We start from the raw sequence: 18957 nt of genomic DNA on the forward strand, positions 1-18957 counted from the left end.
GATGACCGCTGACGCGACACCCGCGCTGGTCGAGGAGAGCAAGCCGGCGGCCGGGCCCCGGGCACGCAGGAGCTCCGCGTATCCGCGGTACCTCGCGGGCAAGGTGGCGGGCGCGGCCGTATCGCTGCTGGCCGTGCTCGTCACCAGCTTCTTCCTCTTCCGGCTGATCCCCGGCGACCCGGTGAAGACCATGACGGGCGGCCGCCAGGTCTCGGCCGAGCAGCTGGCCGCCTATCGCGAGGAGTTCGGGCTCGACCTGCCGCTGTGGCGGCAGTTCACGGACTACTGCGGCAAGGCGCTCACCGGCGACTTCGGGACGTCGTACCAGTTCCGGGCCCCTGTCGTCGACAAGATCACCGAGGCGCTGCCGAACACCCTGCTGCTGACCGGGACCGCTTTCGTCCTCTACACGGCGCTGGGCATCTTCCTCGGCACCCGGTCGGCTTGGCGGCGCGGCGGGCTCGGCGACCGGATCAACACCGGCCTGGCGCTCACGCTGTACTCCATCCCGTCCTTCTGGCTCGGGCTGCTGCTGATCATCGTGCTGGCGGTGGGTATCGGTCCGGTCCCGGGCATGTTCCCGACCGGCGGCATGGAGTCGGGCGGCGAGGAGGGCTTCGCGTACGTCCTCGACGTGGCGCACCATCTGGTGCTGCCGGTGGTGACGCTGGTGGCCGTGGAGTACGGGCAGACGCTGCTGGTCACCCGGTCGGCGCTGCTGGACGAGATGGGCAGCGACTATCTGACGACCGCGCGGGCCAAAGGGCTGCGCGACGACCTGGTGCGGCGCCGGCACGCCGTGCCGAACGCCCTGCTGCCGACCGTGACGCTGATCTTCATCAACCTCGGCCGGACGGTGGCGGGCGTGATCCTCGTGGAGACGGTGTTCTCCTGGCCCGGCCTCGGCGGGCTGTTCTACCAGGCGCTGAGCGTGCCCGACCTGCCGCTGGTGCAGGGGCTGTTCTTCGTGTTCGCCGCCGCGGTGATCGTGATGAACACCCTCGCCGACCTGGTCTATCCGCTGCTGGACCCCCGGGTGGCCCGATGACGACGACGACCGGCACGGGCACGGGCCCGCGCGCCCTCGCCCGGCAGCGGCGCCGGGCCTCCGTCGCCCGCTTCTGGCGGCAGTACCGCGCCGAACGGGCGGGGCTGTACGGCCTGACCGCGCTCGCCCTGTGCGCGCTGCTGGCGCTGTTCGCGCCGCTGATCGTCGGCTCCGACGTGAGCAGTGTGACCGACGCCCCGGGCCGCCCGATGCAGAGCCCGAGCGCCGAGTTCCCGCTCGGCACGGACCAGTTCGGCCGGGACCTGCTGGGCCTGGTGGTCTGGGGCTCGCGGGTGTCGCTGCTGGTCGGGCTGCTCGCGGCGGTGCTGTCGGTGGCGATCGGCACGCTGATCGGGGTCACGGCGGGGCACTTCAAGGGCTGGTACGCGACGGTGATGATGCGGATCACCGACTGGTTCCTGGTCATGCCGACGCTGGTGCTGGCGATCGCCCTGGCCACGGTGATGTCCCGCTCGCTGACCACGACCGTGGTCGCCATCGGCGTCACCACCTGGCCGACCACGGCCCGGCTGGTGCGCGCGCAGACACTGGCGGTGGAGACGCGGCCTTACATCGAGCGGGCGAAGGCGCTCGGCGGCGGCCACTGGCACATCATGTCCCGGCACGTGCTGCCCAACGTGATGCCGTTGGTGCTGGCGCAGACGACCCTGATCATCTCCTCCGCCATCCTCGCCGAGGCGACCCTCGCCTTCCTCGGGCTGGGCGATCCGACGGTCGTGTCGTGGGGCGGGCTGCTCCAGGACGCGCGCGAGGCGGGCGCGGTCAGTGCCGGGGACTGGTGGTACCTGGTGCCGCCGGGCATCGCCATCGCCGTGGTGGCGCTGGCGTTCACGCTGTGCGGGCGGGCCGTGGAGTCGGTCCTCAACCCCAGGCTGGGGGTGGCGCGGTGACGCTGCTCGACGTCAGGGACCTGACGGTGACGTACGCGGGCGGGGCGGCCGCCGTGCGCGGGGTGGACCTGCGCCTGGACGCCGGCCAGAAGCTCGGCCTCGCCGGGGAGTCCGGCTGCGGCAAGTCCACGCTGGCACTGGCCCTGCTGCGGCTGCTGCCCGCCGGGACCCGCATCACGGGTGAGGTCCTGCTCGACGGCGAGGACGTGCTGACGATGAAGTGGGGCCGGGTGCGGGCGGTCCGCTGGGCCGGGGCCTCGGTCGTGTTCCAGGGCGCGATGCACTCCCTGAACGCCGTGCACCGCATCGGCGACCAGATCGCCGAGCCGATCCTGCTGCACCGGAAGGCGACCCCGGCCGGGGCGAAGAAGAAGACCGGGGAACTGCTGGAGCACGTCGGCCTGCCGGCCGCCCGCGCGGACGCCTATCCGCACGAGCTGTCCGGCGGGCAGCGGCAGCGCGTCATGATCGCCATGGCGCTGGCCTGCGATCCGCGGCTGATCATCGCCGACGAGCCGACCACCGCGCTCGACGTGATGATCCAGGCGCAGATCCTCCGGCTAATCGAACAACTGGTCGCGGACCAGGACCTGGGCCTGATCATGATCAGCCACGACCTGGCGGTCCTCGCCGACACCTGCGACCGGCTCGCGGTGATGTACGCGGGCCGGGTGGTCGAGGAGGGCCCGGCCCGGCAGGTCTACGAGGACGCCCGGCACCCGTACGCCAGGGCCCTGTCGGCCGCGTTCCCGCGCATCGGCGACCCGGCCTCCCGCTTCGCGCCGCAGGGGCTGGCGGGCGACCCGCCCGACCCTGCGGCGCTGCCGTCCGGCTGTACGTTCCATCCGCGCTGCCCGGTGGCGCTGGAGTCCTGCCCCGAGCAGGACCCGGTGCTGCGCGAGGCGGGGCCGGAGCGGCGGGCGGCGTGCGTCCTGGTCGGGCCGCAGGCGGACGAGGGGCGGGCCTTGGACGAGCAGGCGGCGCAGGCCCCGGAGACCCCCGAGACCGGGGAGGCCCTTGAGGAAGCGAGGCCCAGCACGCCATGACCACCTCCCCCACGGCACCCGAGGTCACCACGGCGCCTCTGCTGAGCGCCCAGGACCTGCACGTCACCTTTCCCGGCCGGCACGGCGGCCCCCGGGCCCGGGCGGTGGACGGGGTCGACCTCGACATCCGGCCCGGCGAGATCGTCGCGCTGGTCGGCGAGTCCGGCTGCGGCAAGACGACCCTGGCCCGCTGTCTGCTGGGCCTGGTCGAGCCGACCTCGGGCCGGGTCACCTTCGACGGCCGCCCGCTGGAGTACTCCGGCCGGTCCCTCAAGGCGTACCGCAAGCGCGTCCAGCTGGTCCTCCAGGACCCGAGCGGCTCGCTCAACCCGCGGCACACGGTGTACGACGCGGTCGCCGAGGGCCTGCGCATCCACGGCTACGGCGGTGACGAACGGACGGCGGTCGCCGAGGCCCTGTCCCGGGCCGGGCTACGGCCCCCGGAGCGCTTCTTCCTGCGCTATCCGCACGAACTGTCGGGCGGGCAGCGCCAGCGGGTCGTCATCGCGGGCGCGCTCGTCCTGGAACCCGAACTCCTCGTCGCCGACGAGCCCGTGGCGTCCCTCGACGCCTCGGTGCGCGGTGAGATCCTCGCCCTGCTGCTGCGGCTGCGCACCGAGCTGGGCCTGTCCGCGCTGGTCGTCACGCACGACCTGGGACTGGCCTGGAACATCGCCGACCGGGTCGCCGTGATGTATCTGGGCCGGATCGTGGAGACGGGCGCGGTGGAGCAGGTCCTGACCGCGCCCCGCCACCCGTACACCCAGGCCCTGCTGTCGGTGCTCCCCGAGGCACCCGGCAACCCGGTGGTCCTCACCGGCGAGCCCCCGGACCCGTCGCGGGTGCCGTCCGGCTGCCGCTTCCACGCCCGCTGCCAGGTCCTCGCGAGCGGCGAGGCGGAACGGGCGGGTGTCGCGGACGCGTGCCGCAACCAGGACCCGGGGATCCTCGACGGGAGCGGCACCGCCCAGGTGGCATGCCACTGGGCTACGCGCTGAGGGCGGAGCCGGGACCGTCTGCTCACCGCGTCGCCCGGTCAGGTGCGAGACCCCTCGGCGTGGGCCAGGGCGCTGGGCGTCCGGCAGCCGACGATCGCCGGGGCCTCCCGGACGAGCGTGTCGTCGGTGAGCGCTGCCACCATGAACAGCGCGAAGTCCACGCGGCGCGTCAGGTTGCCGGCCAGTACCGGGTCGCCCACGTGCCGGCTCCACACGGGCAGGCCCTGGCTCTCGCCCTCCTCCAGGGAGCTGCCGCGCACCACGGTCCACCGGGTGTCGCTGGCGAACACCCGCCGGCACGCCTCGACCTGGTCGTCGAGTTCGACGGCGCGGACGAGCTTGGCCAGCACCGTGGCGATCCGGACGCCCAGGACGAACAGCCGTGAGTACTTGTCCTTGCCGTCGCGTGTGATGTGCCAGCCGCAGGAGAAGACCAGGCGCGCGCCCGGCCGTGCGTGGTCGAGCACCGCCTGCGCCGTGCCCGACGCGTACTGCCGCACGCCCCACGGCACCAGCACCGTCAGCACGCCGTCGCACCCGGCGACCGCCCGCCGGATCACCTCCGGGTCGTTCGTGTCTCCGGGGACGACGGTCATCCGGCCTTCGAACGCGGCCAGCTTCGGCACGCTGCGCTCCCGGCACACCCCGACCACCTCGTAGCCGCGCTCCAGCGCGTGGCCGACCATGTACTGCCCGAGCTTCCCCGAAGCCCCGATGATGCAGACCCTCTTCACGCGATCCGTGTCCATGGCGCGGCCCCTTTCACCGGGATGCCTACCTTATGTTGTAAGGCAAGCTAGCCTTATGCCGTAAGGCGGTCAAGGGAGCACACGAGGAAGTCAGAAGGAGGGCCCCGGGTGGGCGAGGGAAACAAGGGCCGGCGGGGGGCGTCGGCGCGCACTCCGCTGAGTCGCGAGCGCGTGATCCGCACGGCGATGGCAGTGGCGGACGAGAAGGGAGCGGCCGCGCTCACGATGCGGGCCATCGCCGAACCGCTGGGCGTCGAGGCGATGTCGCTCTACCACCACGTCGCGGGCCGGGAAGACATCCTCGACGGCATGGTGGACGCGGTGTTCGGCGAGATCGACCTACCGCCGCGCGACATGGACTGGAAGAGTGCCCTGCGCCACCGCGCGGACTCCGCCCGTGCCGTCCTGCTGCGCCACCCCTGGGCCGTCGGCCTCATGGACTCCCGCTCCCAGCCCGGCCCGGCGACCCTGCGCCACCACGACGCCGTCATCGGAACGCTGCGCGCCGGAGGATTCTCCGTCCCCATGGCCGCGCACGCCGTCTCGCTGATCGACAGCTACCTGTACGGGTTCGTGCTCCAGGAGCTGAGCCTGCCGTTCAGGGGCTCGGCGGAGCTGGACGAAGTGGCGGGCGCCATCCTGCGCGACATGCCCGCCGACACCTACCCCCACCTCGCCGAACTGGCCACCGAGCACGTCCTCAAGCCCGGCTACGACTACGCCGGCGAGTTCGCCTTCGGCCTCGCCCTCATCCTCGACGCCCTGCACCCGGACGAGGCCGCCGGCGCATAGCGAGCGGCCGGATGTGCCAGGGCCGTCAGGCGGACCGCTCGGCCGCCGCCACCAGCTCCCGGCAGCGCTTGACGTCCTCGGCCATCTGCTCCAGCAGCGCGTCCAGCGTGTCGAACCTGGCCTGTCCCCGCACGAACGCCAGGAAGTCGACGGCGACATGGAGGCCGTACAGGTCGAGGCCCACCCGGTCGATGGCGTACGCCTCCACCGTGCGCTCGGTGCCGTCGAACTGCGGGTTCGTGCCGACGGAGATCGCGGCCGGCATCGCCTCGCCCTGGGCGTGCAGCCAGCCGGCGTAGACACCGTCGGCGGGGATGGCGGTGTGCGGCAGGGTCTCGACGTTGGCGGTCGGGAAGCCCATCTCGCGGCCGCGCTGGGCGCCCCGGACGACGACGCCCTCCACCCGGTGCGGACGGCCCAGGATCTCGGCGGCGCCCTCGACGTCGCCCTCGGCGACCAGACGCCGGGTCAGCGTCGAGGAGAACGGCTCGCCGCCGCCCGCCTCGCCGGTCACGTAGAGGTCGACGACCTCGACCTCGAAGTCGTAGGTCTTGCCCTGCGTGGCCAGGAACTCCACGTTGCCGGCGGCCTTGTGGCCGAAGCGGAAGTTGGGGCCCTCGACGACGGCCTTGGCGTGCAGCTTGTCGACCAGGACCTTGACGACGAAGTCGGCCGGGGACAGCTTCGAGAACTCGGTCGTGAAGGGCAGGATGAGCACCGCGTCCACGCCCAGGTCGGCCATGAGTTCGGCGCGCCGGTGGTGCGGGGCGAGCAACGGCGGGTGGCTGCCGGGGCGGACGACCTCGCTGGGATGCGGGTCGAAGGTGACGACGACGGCTGGGACGCCCAGTTCGCGGGCGCGGTTCACGGCATGCCGGATGATCAGCTGGTGTCCGCGGTGGACTCCGTCGTAGGAGCCGATGGTGACGACGCTGCGCCCCCAGTCCTGGGGGATGTCCTCCAAGCCACGCCAGCGCTGCACTGTGCCTGCTCCTTGTCGAAAGCTCGTCGAACCCGTGTCCGTGGTGGTAGCTGGTTGCCTCGTACGCAGGTCTAAGGGTGCCATGCCGGGTGTCTCCGGCCCGCATCGGCATGGGGGCTGTGACGGGGCGCACGACGCTGCGTCCTCTCCGGCGTGCGCGGGATCCCCTCAGACGGGCACGCTCACACCCGCCAGGTTCTCGATCGTCCGGTGGGCGCTCGGCCCGACCAGCACCGCCCAGTCCCCGGGCGCGTCGGCCAGCCAGCGGACCACGCGTGCGGCGAAGCCCGGCACGTGCCGGCCGAGGTCGACCAGGGCCCGGTCGAAGCGGGCCGCGCCCTCCGGGGTGCGCACGAGGAGCAGTCCGACGCGGCGGATGAGGTCACGCAGTTCGTCGCCGCCGTTCCGGGCGGCGGCGTGCAGCAGCGCGTCCAGGACGTCGGTGTCGTGCTCGCATGCCAGGAGCACGTCGCGCAGCTCGCGGCGCAGCGGGCGGGAGGCGGGGATGCCGGGCGGGGTGAGGACCACGGCCAGGGCACACCGCAACCGCACCGGGCCGCCCTCCAGCAGGCCGGTGACCAGCGGCAGGAGCACGGCCCGGGCGGCAGGGCCCCGGTCGAGCCGCTGGTCCACGTACGCGGCCACGTGCCCGGCGAGTTCCGGCCGCTGCTCCGCCGCCCGCCCCACCAGCGCGGCGACCCGCCGGGCCAGGCCGGGCGGGGTGGCGTCGGCGAGCGCCCGCAGCGCCTCCTCCGGATCCGGCCGCCCCAGCCGCACCGCGAAGGCGCCGAGGACCGGCTCGGGGTGGGCCACGAGGGCGGCGGCCGGCGCGTCCGGCGGGAGGTGCGGGTCGCCCGCCGCGAAGTGCTCCAGCGCCCGCGGGAGATACCGGGCCCGGGTGTGCGGATCCTGGACGAGGAGGGCCAGTGCGCCGCCGTGCAGGGCCCGGTCGGCGGGGCGGGCGAGCAGGGTGAGGGCCGCGTAGCGCAGGAGGGCGCGGTCGCCTCCGGTGCGCACGTGCGGCGCGACGCGCTGGCCGTGCGCCACCACGGCACTCCGTCGCGCCGGCCGCTCGTCGCGCGCCCACCGGTCGACGGCCCGGCACACCGCCGACGGTTCCTCCTCGGCCAGCACGGCGAGCAGCTCGTCGGCCCTGCGGTGCGCGCGGTCGACGAGCACGTCCGCCAGGTCGTCCAGCGCGCCGTGCCGGTGGGTGTGCAGCAGTGCCTGCGCGGCCGTGGCCACGGTCGCGTGCGGGGTGGCGGGCAGCGGCTGGTCGTCGTCGAACCAGCGGGCCAGCAGCGGCTGTACGGCGGTGGGATCGGCGGCCAGCAGGCGGGCGACGGTGTCCAGGAACCGGGGACCGGCCTCGCACGGCGGGCCGTCGGCGTGCACCAGCCGCCTCAGCAGCGCGAAGCGCTCGTCCTCCGGCAGCCGTACGGCGGCCCAGAAGGCGGGCCCGACCTCCTCCGGTACGGGCCTCTCCTGCCGCCGCCAGGCCACGATCCGGTCGGCGAGCAGCCGCAGCACCTCCGTGTACGGCGTCGCCTCGGGTACGGCCGACAGGGTCCCGGCGAGCAGCCGGGCGGCCCACCAGGACCGTGGATCGGCGTCCAGGGCGTGCACCAGGTCCGTCAGCCGGGAGGCCAGCCGGCCGGGGCCGTGGTGGCGGGCGAGGAACAGCAGGGCCTGGACGACGGGCCCGATGCGGTGGTGCGGGACGGGGTCGGACTGGGCGTCCCGCCCACGGTGGACGAGGGCGTCCAGGGCCTCGTCGAGGTCGAGGTGCAGGCCCTGGAGCCAGTCGGCGAGCTCCTCGTGGGCGAAGCGGTAGCCGGCTCCGGCGGGCACGAGCAGCCCCTCGGCGAGGACGGCCGACGCCCATCCGGTGCCGCCGCCGAGCCGCGCCGGTGCGGGCCCCCACGGGAACACCGCCTCGAACGCCTCCCGGTCCAGGTCCCCCGGCCCGGGCCCCAGGCTCCGACGGGCGGCTTCATGCACCTGCCCGGCGACCTTGGCGGCCAGCCGGCGTACGGCCGTACCGCACAGGCCGTTCCCGGCGGCCAGCCGCACGGCGACGCGCAGGGACATCAGGTCGAGGTAGGCCGCGAAGACGTCGTCGCGGTCGACGGTGGCCCCGGGGCCGTCGGGGCTGGAGGGCGCGCTGGCGCTGTCCGGGCCGTCGACGACACCGAGCGCGTCACGGATCTCGGCGAGCAGCCGCAGGGTGAGGGGGTGCCGGGCGTCGGCGTCGACGAGGGCGCTCTCCGGGACGCGGTGGCGCAGCCGGGCCTCCCGGGCCTCCTCCTCGGTGAGATCGCCGAGACGCACGGCCGCGGGCCGCTCCGCGGCACCGGCCGGCCGGTACAGGACCTCCGCCGGGAACCCCGCCCTCTCCCAGTACTCCGGCCGGCACGCCACGACCAGCCGCACACCCGTCTCCCGCAGCCACCGCACCGTCCCCTCCGTCCAGTCGGCCAGGCGGCGAGCCCGCGCCGGGGGCATCTCCTCCGGGCCGTCGAGGAGCAGCAGCAGGGGCCGCCCGAGGGCACCGGCGAGGCGGGCGAGGCGCTCGGGCGTGGTGTCGCCCAGGTCGGCCGGCAGGAAACGGGACCGGGACGCGGCCACGGCAGGGGCGGCCCGCATCAGCGCCCGGCGTGCGGCGTCGGCCACCGAGGCGTCGTCGTCCCGCAGTTCGCAGCCGCGCAGCCACAGCGTGGGATGCCCGCTGCGGGCGCGGCGCGCGGCGAGCGCGGCGAGTTCCGTCGTACGACCGCTGCCGGGCGCCCCGACGAGGCCGAGCACGGCTGCCGGGCCTGCCTCGAACGCGCTGAACTCGGCCACCACGGCCGCCCGTTCGACCGGCTCCGGGAGACCCGTGCCGCCGGGCGGGCCGTCCAGCCCCACCGCGGTGCCGGTCAGCTCCAGCACCCCGGCCAGGTTGAGATCGGCGCCGTACGCGGGCACCGTCGCCGCGTTCTCGGCGAGCAGTTCGGCGACCGGGCCCGCCGCGATGGAAGCCCGGGAATGCAGCGGTACGGCGAACCCGACGTCGCTGTGGTCGGAGCGGAGCGCGGTGCCGAGGACTCCGACGACGGCACCGGTCACGGCGTCGAGCACCGGGCCTCCGGCCGCCCCGCCGCCCAGCCGCAGCGCGTCCCGCCCTGCCGTGCCGACCGCCAGCTCCAGCGCGTCGTCGAGGCGGTGGAGGCGGTCCGTGGCCGTGTACGTCACGGTGGTCGAGCCCAGCACCCTGGCCTCGCGCCAGCCCCCGGCGGCGATCCGCACATAGGCGCCCGTCCCGGCCCGGCCCCGCACGGTGACGGGCAGCGGCGGCACGCCGAGGCCCTCGGTCCTCACGAGGGCCAGGTCGAGCGTGGGGAGCGGGGTCACCGCGTCGGCGGACACCACCCGGCGGCGGTCCCCGGCCCCGTGCAGGACGAGCCGGGGCAGGCCTTCGACCGCCTCGTGGCTGGTGACGAGCGTGCCGTGGTGGTCGGCCAGGAAGCCGGTGCCCCGGGGGCGCCCGGCGAGGTCGTGGATCCGGACGAGGGCCGGGCCGGCTGCCCCGCTGTCGGTTCCCTCGGTCGTGCGCTCCGCTGATCCGGGGCGTTCCTGGGATGCTGGTGCGCTGTCCTGTGTCTCCCCGGACCGGTTCCGCGACGTCATCGTCGAGCCTCCCCGCCGTACACCCGTGCCCTGGCGTTCGACGGTAGGGGCGAGATGATCAGCGGGACAGATCGCTCGTCGAAAGCGCCCCCTTCCGCTCCCCCCGTTCACTCCGAGCGCCTGCACGGACGGGTGAACGAACCGAGGCGGCGGGATACACCCTAGGGGTGGGGGAACCGAGGGGGGGACCGTGGAGCGGCGGCAGTGGAGGTACCCCGTGGTCGCCGCTCCACGGGCGGACGGCTGTCAGCCGAAGACCGCCAGGCTCTTGGCCTTGCCCCGCTGCTCCTCGACGAGGGCGAGGAAGCGGCCCTCCGGGTCGAAGACGGCGACGGTGCCCGAGCCCGCGTACTCCTCGGGCATGTCCAGCCGTACGCCGTTGGTGAGCAGCCGGGCGCGCCGGGCGTCGACGTCCCAGCGGCGGAACGCGGCCGCGGCGGCCTCGGCGACCGGCATCACGGTCAGCTCCTGCTGGAGCTGGTCGAGGGTGCGGGCCGCGTCCAGCTTGTAGGGGCCGACGCGGGTGCGGCGCAGGGCGGTGAGATGCCCGCCCACGCCGAGGTCGGCGCCCAGGTCGCGGGCGAGGGCCCGGATGTACGTGCCGGAGGAGCAGACGACCGAGACGACCAGGTCGAGTACGGCCGTGCCGTCCTCGGCGACGGCCTCCCGGACGTCGTACACGCCGAAGGAGGAGACCGTGACGGGTCGGGCCGGGATGTCGAACTCCTCGCCGTCCCTGGCCCGCTTGTAGGACCGCACACCGTTGATCTTGATGGCGCTGACCTTGGACGGCACCTGCATGATGTCGCCGGTCAGCTTGGCGACACCGGCGTCGATGGCGTCGCGCGCGACCCCGGAGGCGTCCGTGGAGGAGGTGATCTCCCCCTCGGCGTCGTCCGTGAGGGTGTTCTGCCCGAGCCGGATCGTGCCCAGGTACTCCTTCTCGGTCAGTGCGAGGTGGCCGAGGAGTTTGGTGGCCTTCTCGATGCCGAGGACGAGGACGCCCGTCGCCATCGGGTCGAGGGTGCCGGCGTGCCCGACGCGTCGTGTCCTGGCGATGCCGCGCATCTTGGCGACGACGTCGTGCGAAGTGAAGCCCGACGGCTTGTCGACGATGACGAGGCCGTCGGGCGTGGTGTGCTTCTGGGTCATTCGGCGGTGTCGTCCGTCTCGTCGTCCTCGTCCGGCTTGCGGTACGGGTCGGCGTCGCCGGCGTACTTCGCGCCCGCGGACGCCTCCCGCACCTTCTCGTCGGACTGGCGCGCCTTGTCGAGGAGGTCCTCGATGGCGCGCGCGGTGTCCGGGAGGGCGTCCATGACGAAGGTCAGGGTCGGCGTGAACTTCACGCCGGCGGCCCGGCCGACCTCGGAGCGCAGGATGCCCTTGGCGCTCTCCAGGCCGGCCGCGGCCGCGGCCCGCTCCTCGTCGTCCCCGTACACCGTGTAGAAGACGGTCGCCTCCCGCAGGTCACCCGTGACCCGCGTGTCCGTGATGGTGACGTGCGAGCCGAGTCGCGGGTCCTTGATCCCGCGTTGCAGCTTCTGGGCCACCACTTCCCGGATGAGGTCCGCCAGCCTCTTGGCCCGCGCGTTGTCGGCCACTGGTCCGTCTCCCGTTCTTTCCTGTCTGGGTCGTTCTCGGTTCGTCAGTCGTCTTCGCCGTGGAAGCGCCGCCTGACGGACAGCAGCTCCACTTCGGGGCGGGCGGCGACCAGCCGTTCGCACCGGTCGAGTATGTCGCTCACGTGCGCCGCGTCGCCGGACACCAGTGCGAGGCCGATGAGGGCCCTGCGGTGGAGATCCATGTGATCCACCTCGGCCGCGCTCACCGCGTACTTGCGCTGGAGCTCGGCGACGATGGGGCGGACGACGGAGCGCTTCTCCTTCAGCGACCGTACGTCGCCGAGGAGCAGGTCGAAGGACAGCGTCCCCACGTACATGTGTATCCGGATGACCCGCCGGTACGGGATCGATGGCCCTGCGGTTGGGGCAGGGACATCAAGAACGGTACCGCGTACCTGCCGGTGGCTCGACGGGGTTTCCTCGGCCCACCCACCCGCCCGACACGGTTGGCCGGGAGGCCCGGTCCCCTGGGGCTCCGCCCCGGACCCGGCGGGGACTGGGTCCCCTGCACCCCTTTTAACGGCCAGCCGGCCGACGGGGCGAGGCCCCGTCGGCCGGTCTGGGAACCGTGGGTTACACCCGCGGCTTCTCGCGCATCTCGTACGTCGCGATGACGTCGTCGATCTTGATGTCGTTGAAGTTGCCGAGGTTGATACCGCCCTCGAACCCTTCGCGGATCTCGGTGACGTCGTCCTTGAAGCGACGCAGACCCTCGATGTTGAGATTCTCCGCGATGACCTTGCCGTCGCGCAGGAGTCGCGCCTTGGTGTTGCGCCTGACCTCGCCGGAGCGGATGAGCACACCCGCGATGTTGCCCAGCTTGGACGAGCGGAAGACCTCGCGGATCTCCGCCGTGCCCAGCTCGACCTCTTCGTACTCCGGCTTGAGCATGCCCTTGAGGGCCGCCTCGATCTCCTCGATCGCCTGGTAGATGACCGAGTAGTACCGGACGTCCACGCCCTCGCGCTCGGCCATCTGCTGCGCACGCCCGGCGGCGCGCACGTTGAAGCCGATCACGATGGCGTCCGAGCCCATCGCCAGGTCGATGTCGGACTCCGTGACCGCACCGACGCCGCGGTGCAGGACGCGGATGTCGACCTCTTCGCCGACGTCCAGCTGGAGCAGGGAGGACTCGAGTGCCTCGACGGAACCAGAAGCGTCACCCTTGATGATCAGGTTCAGCTGCTGGACCTCGCCGGCCTTCAGCACCTTGTCCAGGTCCTCGAGCGACACACGGCGCGTGCGCTTCGCGAAGGCCGCGTTGCGCTCGCGCGCCGCACGCTTCTCCGCGATCTGACGGGCCGTACGGTCCTCGTCGACGACGAGGAAGTTGTCGCCCGCACCGGGGACGTTGGTGAGGCCCAGGACCTGCACCGGCGTCGACGGACCCGCCTCGGTGACGAGGTTGCCGTTGTCGTCGTGCATCGCCCGGACTCGGCCGTACGCGTCGCCGACCACCATGGTGTCGCCGACCCGCAGCGTGCCGCGCTGGACGAGGACCGTCGACACGGCACCGCGGCCGCGGTCGAGACGGGACTCGATCGCGATGCCCTGCGCGTCCTGGTGGGGGTTGGCCCGCAGGTCGAGCGAGGCGTCGGCCGTGAGGATCACGGCCTCCAGCAGGGAGTCGATGTTCAGACCCTGCTTGGCGGAGATGTCGACGAACATCGTGTCGCCGCCGTACTCCTCGGCCACCAGCCCGTACTCGGTGAGCTGACCGCGCACCTTGGTCGGGTCGGCGCCCTCGACGTCGATCTTGTTGACCGCGACGACGATCGGGACGTCGGCCGCCTTGGCGTGGTTGAGCGCCTCGACCGTCTGCGGCATGACGCCGTCGTTGGCCGCGACGACCAGGATCGCGATGTCGGTCGACCGCGCACCACGGGCACGCATGGCGGTGAACGCCTCGTGACCCGGGGTGTCGATGAAGGTGATCTTGCGATCTTCTTCGTTGACCTCGGTCGCGACCTGGTAGGCACCGATGTGCTGGGTGATGCCACCGGCCTCGCCCGCGATGACGTTCGTCTTGCGGATGGCGTCGAGGAGCCGGGTCTTACCGTGGTCGACGTGACCCATGACGGTGACGACCGGCGGGCGGACCACCAGGTCCTCCTCGTCGCCCTCGTCCTCGCCGAACTCGATGTCGAAGGACTCCAGGAGCTCGCGGTCCTCCTCCTCGGGGCTGACGATCTGAACCGTGTAGTTCATCTCGTCGGCGAGGAGCTGGAGCGTCTCGTCGGAGACGGACTGCGTGGCAGTGACCATCTCGCCGAGGTTCATCATGACCGCGACGAGCGACGCCGGGTTGGCGTTGATCTTCTCCGCGAAGTCGGTGAGCGACGCACCACGCGACAGGCGAACGGTCTCGCCGTTGCCGCGAGGCAGCATCACGCCGCCGACCGACGGGGCCTGCATGGCCTCGTACTCCTGGCGCCTCTGCCGCTTCGACTTGCGGCCACGACGCGCGGGACCGCCGGGACGACCGAAGGCGCCCTGCGTGCCACCACGGCCACCGGGACCGCCGGGACGGCCACCGAAGCCGGGACGGCCACCGCCGCCGGGACCACCGGGACGACCGGCGAAACCGCCGCCACCGCCACCGGGACCACCGGGACGACCGGCGAAACCGCCGCCACCGCCACCGGGACGGCCGGCGAAGCCGCCGCCACCCGGACGACCGCCGCCGCCACCGCCGGGACGGCCACCGCCACCGGGACCGCGGCCGCCGGGGCCACCGCCACCGGGACGCGGACCGGCAGCCGGACGCTGCGGCATCATGCCGGGGTTCGGACGCGGACCGCCGGGACCGCCGCCGGGACGCGGACCGCCGCCCTGCGGACGGGGCATACCGCCCGGCGTGGGACGCGCGCCGCCCGGAGCCTGCGGACGAGGACCGCCGCCGGCACCCTGCGGACGGCTACCGCCCTGGCCCTGGCCCTGCGGACGCGGGGCACCGCCGGGGGCACCGGGGCCGCCGGGACGCGGGGCACCGCCCGGACGGGGCGCCTGCGGGCGCGCCATGCCGGTGGAGCCACCAGAGGTGAACGGGTTGTTGCCCGGACGGGGACCCGCCGGACGGGCACCGGGACGCGGGGCACCGCCACCCGGACGCGAGGCGCCGGGACGGTCGCCACGGTCACCACGACCCTGGCCACCCTGGCCGGAACCACCCGGGCGCGGAGCACCCGGACGCGGCGACTGGCCGGCCGGACGCGGAGCGCCCGGACGCGGGCCGGAGCCCTGCGAGGCGGCCGGCGCGGCGGGGGCTGACGGGGGTGCCTGGAACTCGGGCGTGGTCGGAGCCGGGGACGCCGGGGCGGGCCGCGGCGCGGGCTTCGGGCCCGGGGTGGGACGGGGGCCGGGAGAGGCCGGTGCGGCCGGAGCCGCGGGCTTCTCGGCGGCTGCCGGCTTGGGGGCCGGCGGGCGCGGGGCGGCCGGACGGGCAGCCTGCGCCGGGGAGGGGGCTGCCGGCTTCGCCGGGGCAGCCTTGCGGGCGGGGGCGGACTTGCCGCCGCCGTTGCCCTGCTGGAATGCGTCAGTCAGCTTGCGTACAACGGGCGCTTCGATGGTCGAAGACGCCGAACGGACGAATTCACCGAGCTCCTGGAGCTTGGCCATGACGACCTTGCTCTCGACACCGAACTCCTTGGCGAGTTCGTAGACCCGGACCTTAGCCACTTCGCTCCTTTGAGGTCCGGGTGAAGCCGGACCGTCGCTAGTTCATGGGCGTACTCATCGCGTACTCATCGAGTGCTCATCGCAATCTCGACCTGCTTTCGACTCGCGAGGTACCTAGACCGCACGGGGGGTTCCGTGCGGCACGTTCTTACCGTGTTGCCTGATCGGCAACTGTTGCCTGCTCGACGTATCGACGCAACGCCTTTGTGTCGAGCGCTCCCGGGGCGCGCAGTGCCCTCGTGAACGCCCGGCGGCGTACCGCCTGGTCAAGACAGACCGGTGTGGGATGCACATACGCACCCCGGCCGGGCAGCGTACCGCGTGGATCAGGGGCGCACGCACCCTCGATCAACACGACCCGCAAAAGATCGGCCTTGGCCGCTCGCTCCCGACACCCCACACAGGTGCGTTCAGGGCATGCGCGGGTGCGCGTCCGGCCAGACACCGTTAAGTCTACCTCCCCGTAGGCGCCTCACCCCTTTGGGGCAGGATTCGAACAGTTGCCGCGCCCGAACCTGTCGCGATCTGAACGACCCGCGGCTTGGATCTATTCCCCGGCCCGGTCGTCCCCGGCCGGTTCGGTGTCCGGCCGGATGTCGATCCGCCAGCCGGTCAGCCGGGCCGCGAGGCGGGCGTTCTGCCCTTCCTTGCCGATGGCCAGGGACAGCTGGTAGTCGGGGACGGTCACACGGGCCGACCGCGTCGCCATGTCCACGATCTCCACCTTGGAGACGCGGGCCGGGGACAGCGCGTTCGCCACCATCTCGGCCGGGTCGTCCGACCAGTCGACGATGTCGATCTTCTCGCCGTTCAGCTCGCCCATCACGTTGCGCACGCGGCCGCCCATGGGGCCGATGCAGGCGCCCTTGGCGTTCAGGCCGGACCGCGTGGACCGTACGGCGATCTTCGTGCGGTGACCGGCCTCACGGGCGATCGCGGAGATCTCCACGGACCCGTCGGCGATCTCCGGCACCTCCAGGGCGAAGAGCTTCTTCACCAGGTTGGGGTGCGTCCGGGACAGCGTCACGGACGGGCCGCGGACGCCCTTGGCCACCCGGACGACGTAACTGCGCAGCCGCATGCCGTGCGGGTAGGTCTCGCCCGGCACCTGCTCCTGGACCGGCAGGATGGCCTCGAGCTTGCCGATGTCGACGAGCACGTTCTTCGGGTCGCGGCCCTGCTGGACCACGCCGGTGACGATGTCGCCCTCGCGGCCGGCGTACTCGCCGAGCGTCGCGTCGTCCTCGGCGTCGCGCAGGCGCTGCAGGATGACCTGCTTGGCCGTGGTGGCGGCGATACGGCCGAAGCCGGACGGGGTGTCGTCGAACTCGCGGGGCTCCTGGCCCTCCTCGAGGTCGTCGGGGTCCTCCTTCGCCCACACGGTCACATGGCCGGTCTGCTTGTTGAGCTCCACGCGCGCGTGGCGGCGGCTTCCCTCGGTGCGGTGGTAGGCGATGAGGAGGGCCGATTCGATCGCCTCGACCAGCAGGTCGAAGGAGATCTCCTTCTCCCGAACCAAGCCCCGCAGGGCACTCATGTCGATGTCCACGGCTACGCCTCCTCTTCCTTCTTGTTGTCCTTGCGGCTGAACTCGACCTGGACGCGTGCCCGGACGATGTCGTCGAAGGCGAGTCTGCGCGTGGTGGCCTTGCGGCCCTTGACCCCGGGCACCTCGGTGTCGATGCCCTCGTCGTCGACCTTCAGGATCCTGGCGACCAGCTCGCCGCCCTCGGCCAGCTGGAACTTCGCCAGCCGATCCGTGGCGCGGACGTAGTGCCGGTGTTCCGTGAGGGGGCGCTCCGCGCCCGGGGTGCCGACTTCGAGGGTGTACTCCCCCGCGCCCATCGCGTCCGTCTCGTCGAGCTTCGCCGAGAGCGCGCGGCTCACATCGGCGATCTGGTCCAGGTCCGCGCCCGTGTCCGAGTCGACGACGACGCGCAGCACACGCTTGCGACCGACGGAGTCCACTTCGATCTCTTCGAGATCCAGGCCCTGGGATGTGACGAGCGGTTCCAGCAGTTCTCGCAGCCTCTCGCTCTGGGTGGTGCTCATCCGGGTGACTCCTCGGCCGCGTGTGCTGTTGTGGGATGGGTCGCGTGTCTGATCAAAGGGTATCCGGTCGCGGGGTGTGTTGCCGTCCACCCCGTGACGAACGGTGCCGCTGAGTGGTCTCGCGCGGAGGCCCGGGTACCGTGATCACGGGCGTTCAGCCCTAGGGCCCTTCTGATGGATCTCCGCAGGAGAAGGAGCGGCGTTCGATGCGTGCGATCGGCGTGCGGTGCGGAGGGTCATGTGGCGGAGCCACCTGGCCCTGCGCACCGTGCGGCGAGCGTGCGTGCCGGGCGTCGCGACGCTGCGGAGATCCATCAGAAGGGCCCTCAGAGCCGCTTCTTTCTCGTTCGAGCCCCCCGAGGACGTCTGACGTGCCGTTCCCCTCATCACCGCGCGCCCGCTCGGGACCGCGCAGAAGGAGTCTGCTCGCCGTCGGTCCGGCGGCCCTCGCCCTGGCCGGCTGCACCGCCGGAGGTGACGGCCCGGGCGACCCGGAGGACGGCCCGTCGGCGGCCGACCGCCGGGCACGCGCGCGTGCGGCGCGGGACAGCGAGGAGCTGGTGGAGCGGTACGACGCCGTGATCGCCGCCCACCCGGGGCTCGCGGAGCGGCTGCGGCCGCTGCGGGCGGAGGCCGTACGGCACGCGCAGGCGCTCGGAGGGAGTCCGGGCCGGAAGGCGTCCTCCTCCCCTTCCTCCTCCCCTTCTTCCTCTTCCGCCGCCCCCTCGGCCGCCGCCGTGCCGGCCGACGACAAGGACGCACTCGTCTCGCTGGCCGTCGCGGAGCGGGAGCTCGCCGACCGGCGGGCGAAGGCGCTGCTGGACATGCCGGGCGAGCTGGCGCGGCTGCTGGCCTCGGTGGCGGCGGCCGGGGCGGCGCACGTGTATCTGCTGACGGAGGGTGGCGCGTGAGCGAGGCGAAGGACAGAGAGTTGCGGGCCCTCCAGGCGGCGCTGGCAGCCGAGCACGCGGCGGTGTACGGGTACGGCGTCGTCGGCGGGCGGATCGGCGAGGGGCAGCGCGCCGAGGCACGGGCGGCGTACGACGCGCACAGGGCGCGCCGGGACGCGCTGGTGCGCGAGGTGAAGGACCTGGGGGGCAGGCCGGTGGCGGCGGCCGCCGGGTACGCCCTGCCGTTCCCGGTGCCGGACGCGCCGGCGGCCGTGCGGCTCGCCGCCGAGCTAGAGGACCGGCTGGCCGGGGTGTACTCGGACCTGGTGCGCGCGGCGGGCGGCGGGCGGCGGGCCCTCGCGGCCGAGGCGCTGCGGGAGGCGGCGGTGCGGGCGGTGCGCTGGCGCGGCGAGAGCGTAGCCTTCCCTGGGCTCGCCGAGCGGGCCGGCACGGCCTCGCCCTTGGCGGCGCCGACGGCGTGACCCGCGCAGGGCGCGCACCGCGGACAGCACGAAGGGAA

17 protein-coding genes are annotated in these 18957 nt (G+C 73.3%); 7 read left to right on the forward strand and 10 right to left on the reverse strand.

What is annotated here, in order from left to right; genetic code table 11:
• The first annotated feature begins 1 nt into the window (after nt 1).
• From ABFX81_RS33735 to ABFX81_RS33750, 4 genes are read left to right on the forward strand one after another with little or no spacing between them, the layout of a single operon-like run.
• Entirely contained in the window at nt 2-1048 is a 1047-nt protein-coding gene (locus tag ABFX81_RS33735; RefSeq protein ID WP_086852501.1) for an ABC transporter permease subunit, read from the forward strand.
• On the forward strand, nt 1045-1959 hold the full coding sequence (locus tag ABFX81_RS33740) for an ABC transporter permease subunit (protein WP_086852499.1): 915 nt from the start codon (nt 1045-1047) through the stop codon (nt 1957-1959). The genes ABFX81_RS33735 and ABFX81_RS33740 overlap by 4 nt, the downstream gene beginning before the upstream one ends.
• Nucleotides 1956-3005: an oligopeptide/dipeptide ABC transporter ATP-binding protein gene (locus ABFX81_RS33745; protein WP_086852498.1), complete on the forward strand. Its 1050-nt coding sequence runs from the start codon at nt 1956-1958 to the stop codon at nt 3003-3005. The genes ABFX81_RS33740 and ABFX81_RS33745 overlap by 4 nt, the downstream gene beginning before the upstream one ends.
• Nucleotides 3002-4003: an oligopeptide/dipeptide ABC transporter ATP-binding protein gene (locus ABFX81_RS33750; RefSeq protein WP_086852496.1), complete on the forward strand. Its 1002-nt coding sequence runs from the start codon at nt 3002-3004 to the stop codon at nt 4001-4003. The genes ABFX81_RS33745 and ABFX81_RS33750 overlap by 4 nt, the downstream gene beginning before the upstream one ends.
• Nucleotides 4004-4041: 38 nt before the next feature.
• On the opposite strand, the gene ABFX81_RS33755 is transcribed toward ABFX81_RS33750, so the two are convergent.
• Nucleotides 4042-4752, reverse strand: a complete 711-nt coding sequence (locus ABFX81_RS33755; protein WP_086852494.1) for an NAD(P)H-binding protein — start codon at nt 4750-4752, stop codon at nt 4042-4044.
• 186 nt (nt 4753-4938) lie between these two features.
• On the opposite strand from ABFX81_RS33755, the gene ABFX81_RS33760 reads away from it, so the two are divergent.
• Nucleotides 4939-5544 carry a TetR/AcrR family transcriptional regulator C-terminal domain-containing protein gene (locus ABFX81_RS33760; protein ID WP_086852505.1) on the forward strand — a complete coding sequence of 202 codons (606 nt, stop codon included), beginning with the start codon at nt 4939-4941 and terminating at the stop codon, nt 5542-5544.
• A gap of 25 nt (nt 5545-5569) precedes the next feature.
• On the opposite strand, the gene ABFX81_RS33765 is transcribed toward ABFX81_RS33760, so the two are convergent.
• The 9 genes from ABFX81_RS33765 to rimP all read right to left on the reverse strand — a co-directional run bounded on the left by ABFX81_RS33765 (nt 5570) and on the right by rimP (nt 17547).
• The gene (locus ABFX81_RS33765) at nt 5570-6526 is read right to left on the reverse strand and encodes a bifunctional riboflavin kinase/FAD synthetase (protein ID WP_059418506.1); all 957 of its coding nucleotides are present in this window, start codon (nt 6524-6526) and stop codon (nt 5570-5572) included.
• A 168-nt stretch (nt 6527-6694) separates the two neighbouring features.
• Nucleotides 6695-10195 carry a trypsin-like peptidase domain-containing protein gene (locus ABFX81_RS33770; protein ID WP_346139136.1) on the reverse strand — a complete coding sequence of 1167 codons (3501 nt, stop codon included), beginning with the start codon at nt 10193-10195 and terminating at the stop codon, nt 6695-6697.
• A gap of 246 nt (nt 10196-10441) precedes the next feature.
• Entirely contained in the window at nt 10442-11347 is a 906-nt protein-coding gene (gene truB / locus ABFX81_RS33775; protein ID WP_086855638.1) for a tRNA pseudouridine(55) synthase TruB, read from the reverse strand.
• A complete protein-coding gene (gene rbfA, locus ABFX81_RS33780; protein ID WP_346139137.1) occupies nt 11344-11796 on the reverse strand; it encodes a 30S ribosome-binding factor RbfA in 453 nt (150 codons plus the stop codon). Before rbfA ends, truB begins: the two co-directional genes overlap by 4 nt.
• 44 nt (nt 11797-11840) lie before the next feature.
• Entirely contained in the window at nt 11841-12134 is a 294-nt protein-coding gene (locus ABFX81_RS33785) for a DUF503 domain-containing protein (RefSeq protein ID WP_150483333.1), read from the reverse strand.
• 256 nt (nt 12135-12390) lie between these two features.
• Nucleotides 12391-15495, reverse strand: a complete 3105-nt coding sequence (gene infB, locus ABFX81_RS33790; protein WP_346139138.1) for a translation initiation factor IF-2 — start codon at nt 15493-15495, stop codon at nt 12391-12393.
• 148 nt (nt 15496-15643) lie between these two features.
• Complete coding sequence (locus tag ABFX81_RS33795; protein WP_086854357.1) at nt 15644-15940, reverse strand: YlxR family protein; 297 nt, start codon at nt 15938-15940, stop codon at nt 15644-15646.
• A gap of 102 nt (nt 15941-16042) precedes the next feature.
• A complete protein-coding gene (gene nusA, locus ABFX81_RS33800; RefSeq protein WP_086605958.1) occupies nt 16043-17044 on the reverse strand; it encodes a transcription termination factor NusA in 1002 nt (333 codons plus the stop codon).
• 2 nt (nt 17045-17046) lie between these two features.
• Nucleotides 17047-17547 (reverse strand): ribosome maturation factor RimP, encoded by a 501-nt coding sequence (gene rimP / locus ABFX81_RS33805; protein ID WP_086854356.1) that lies wholly within the window; start codon nt 17545-17547, stop codon nt 17047-17049.
• 371 nt (nt 17548-17918) lie between these two features.
• Between rimP and ABFX81_RS33810 the strand changes: the two genes are divergently transcribed.
• Together ABFX81_RS33810 and ABFX81_RS33815 are read left to right on the forward strand one after the other, a co-directional pair.
• Nucleotides 17919-18458: a hypothetical protein gene (locus tag ABFX81_RS33810; protein ID WP_086854355.1), complete on the forward strand. Its 540-nt coding sequence runs from the start codon at nt 17919-17921 to the stop codon at nt 18456-18458.
• Nucleotides 18455-18919, forward strand: a complete 465-nt coding sequence (locus ABFX81_RS33815) for a DUF4439 domain-containing protein (protein WP_086854354.1) — start codon at nt 18455-18457, stop codon at nt 18917-18919. The genes ABFX81_RS33810 and ABFX81_RS33815 overlap by 4 nt, the downstream gene beginning before the upstream one ends.
• Nucleotides 18920-18957 lie beyond the last annotated feature (38 nt).

This window comes from Streptomyces coeruleofuscus, assembly GCF_039532725.1.
Classification (GTDB): domain Bacteria; phylum Actinomycetota; class Actinomycetes; order Streptomycetales; family Streptomycetaceae; genus Streptomyces; species Streptomyces coeruleofuscus.

What these genes read in the sequence shown, in the direction of transcription:
- ABFX81_RS33735 (WP_086852501.1), top strand. Translation starts at nt 2, where the DNA reads ATGACCGCTGACGCGACACCCGCGCTGGTCGAGGAGAGCAAGCCGGCG.
- ABFX81_RS33740 (WP_086852499.1), top strand. Translation starts at nt 1,045, where the DNA reads ATGACGACGACGACCGGCACGGGCACGGGCCCGCGCGCCCTCGCCCGG.
- ABFX81_RS33750 (WP_086852496.1), top strand. Translation starts at nt 3,002, where the DNA reads ATGACCACCTCCCCCACGGCACCCGAGGTCACCACGGCGCCTCTGCTG.
- ABFX81_RS33755 (WP_086852494.1), bottom strand. Translation starts at nt 4,752, where the DNA reads ATGGACACGGATCGCGTGAAGAGGGTCTGCATCATCGGGGCTTCGGGG.
- ABFX81_RS33760 (WP_086852505.1), top strand. Translation starts at nt 4,939, where the DNA reads ATGGCAGTGGCGGACGAGAAGGGAGCGGCCGCGCTCACGATGCGGGCC.
- ABFX81_RS33770 (WP_346139136.1), bottom strand. Translation starts at nt 10,195, where the DNA reads ATGACGTCGCGGAACCGGTCCGGGGAGACACAGGACAGCGCACCAGCA.
- truB (WP_086855638.1), bottom strand. Translation starts at nt 11,347, where the DNA reads ATGACCCAGAAGCACACCACGCCCGACGGCCTCGTCATCGTCGACAAG.
- ABFX81_RS33785 (WP_150483333.1), bottom strand. Translation starts at nt 12,134, where the DNA reads ATGTACGTGGGGACGCTGTCCTTCGACCTGCTCCTCGGCGACGTACGG.
- rimP (WP_086854356.1), bottom strand. Translation starts at nt 17,547, where the DNA reads ATGAGCACCACCCAGAGCGAGAGGCTGCGAGAACTGCTGGAACCGCTC.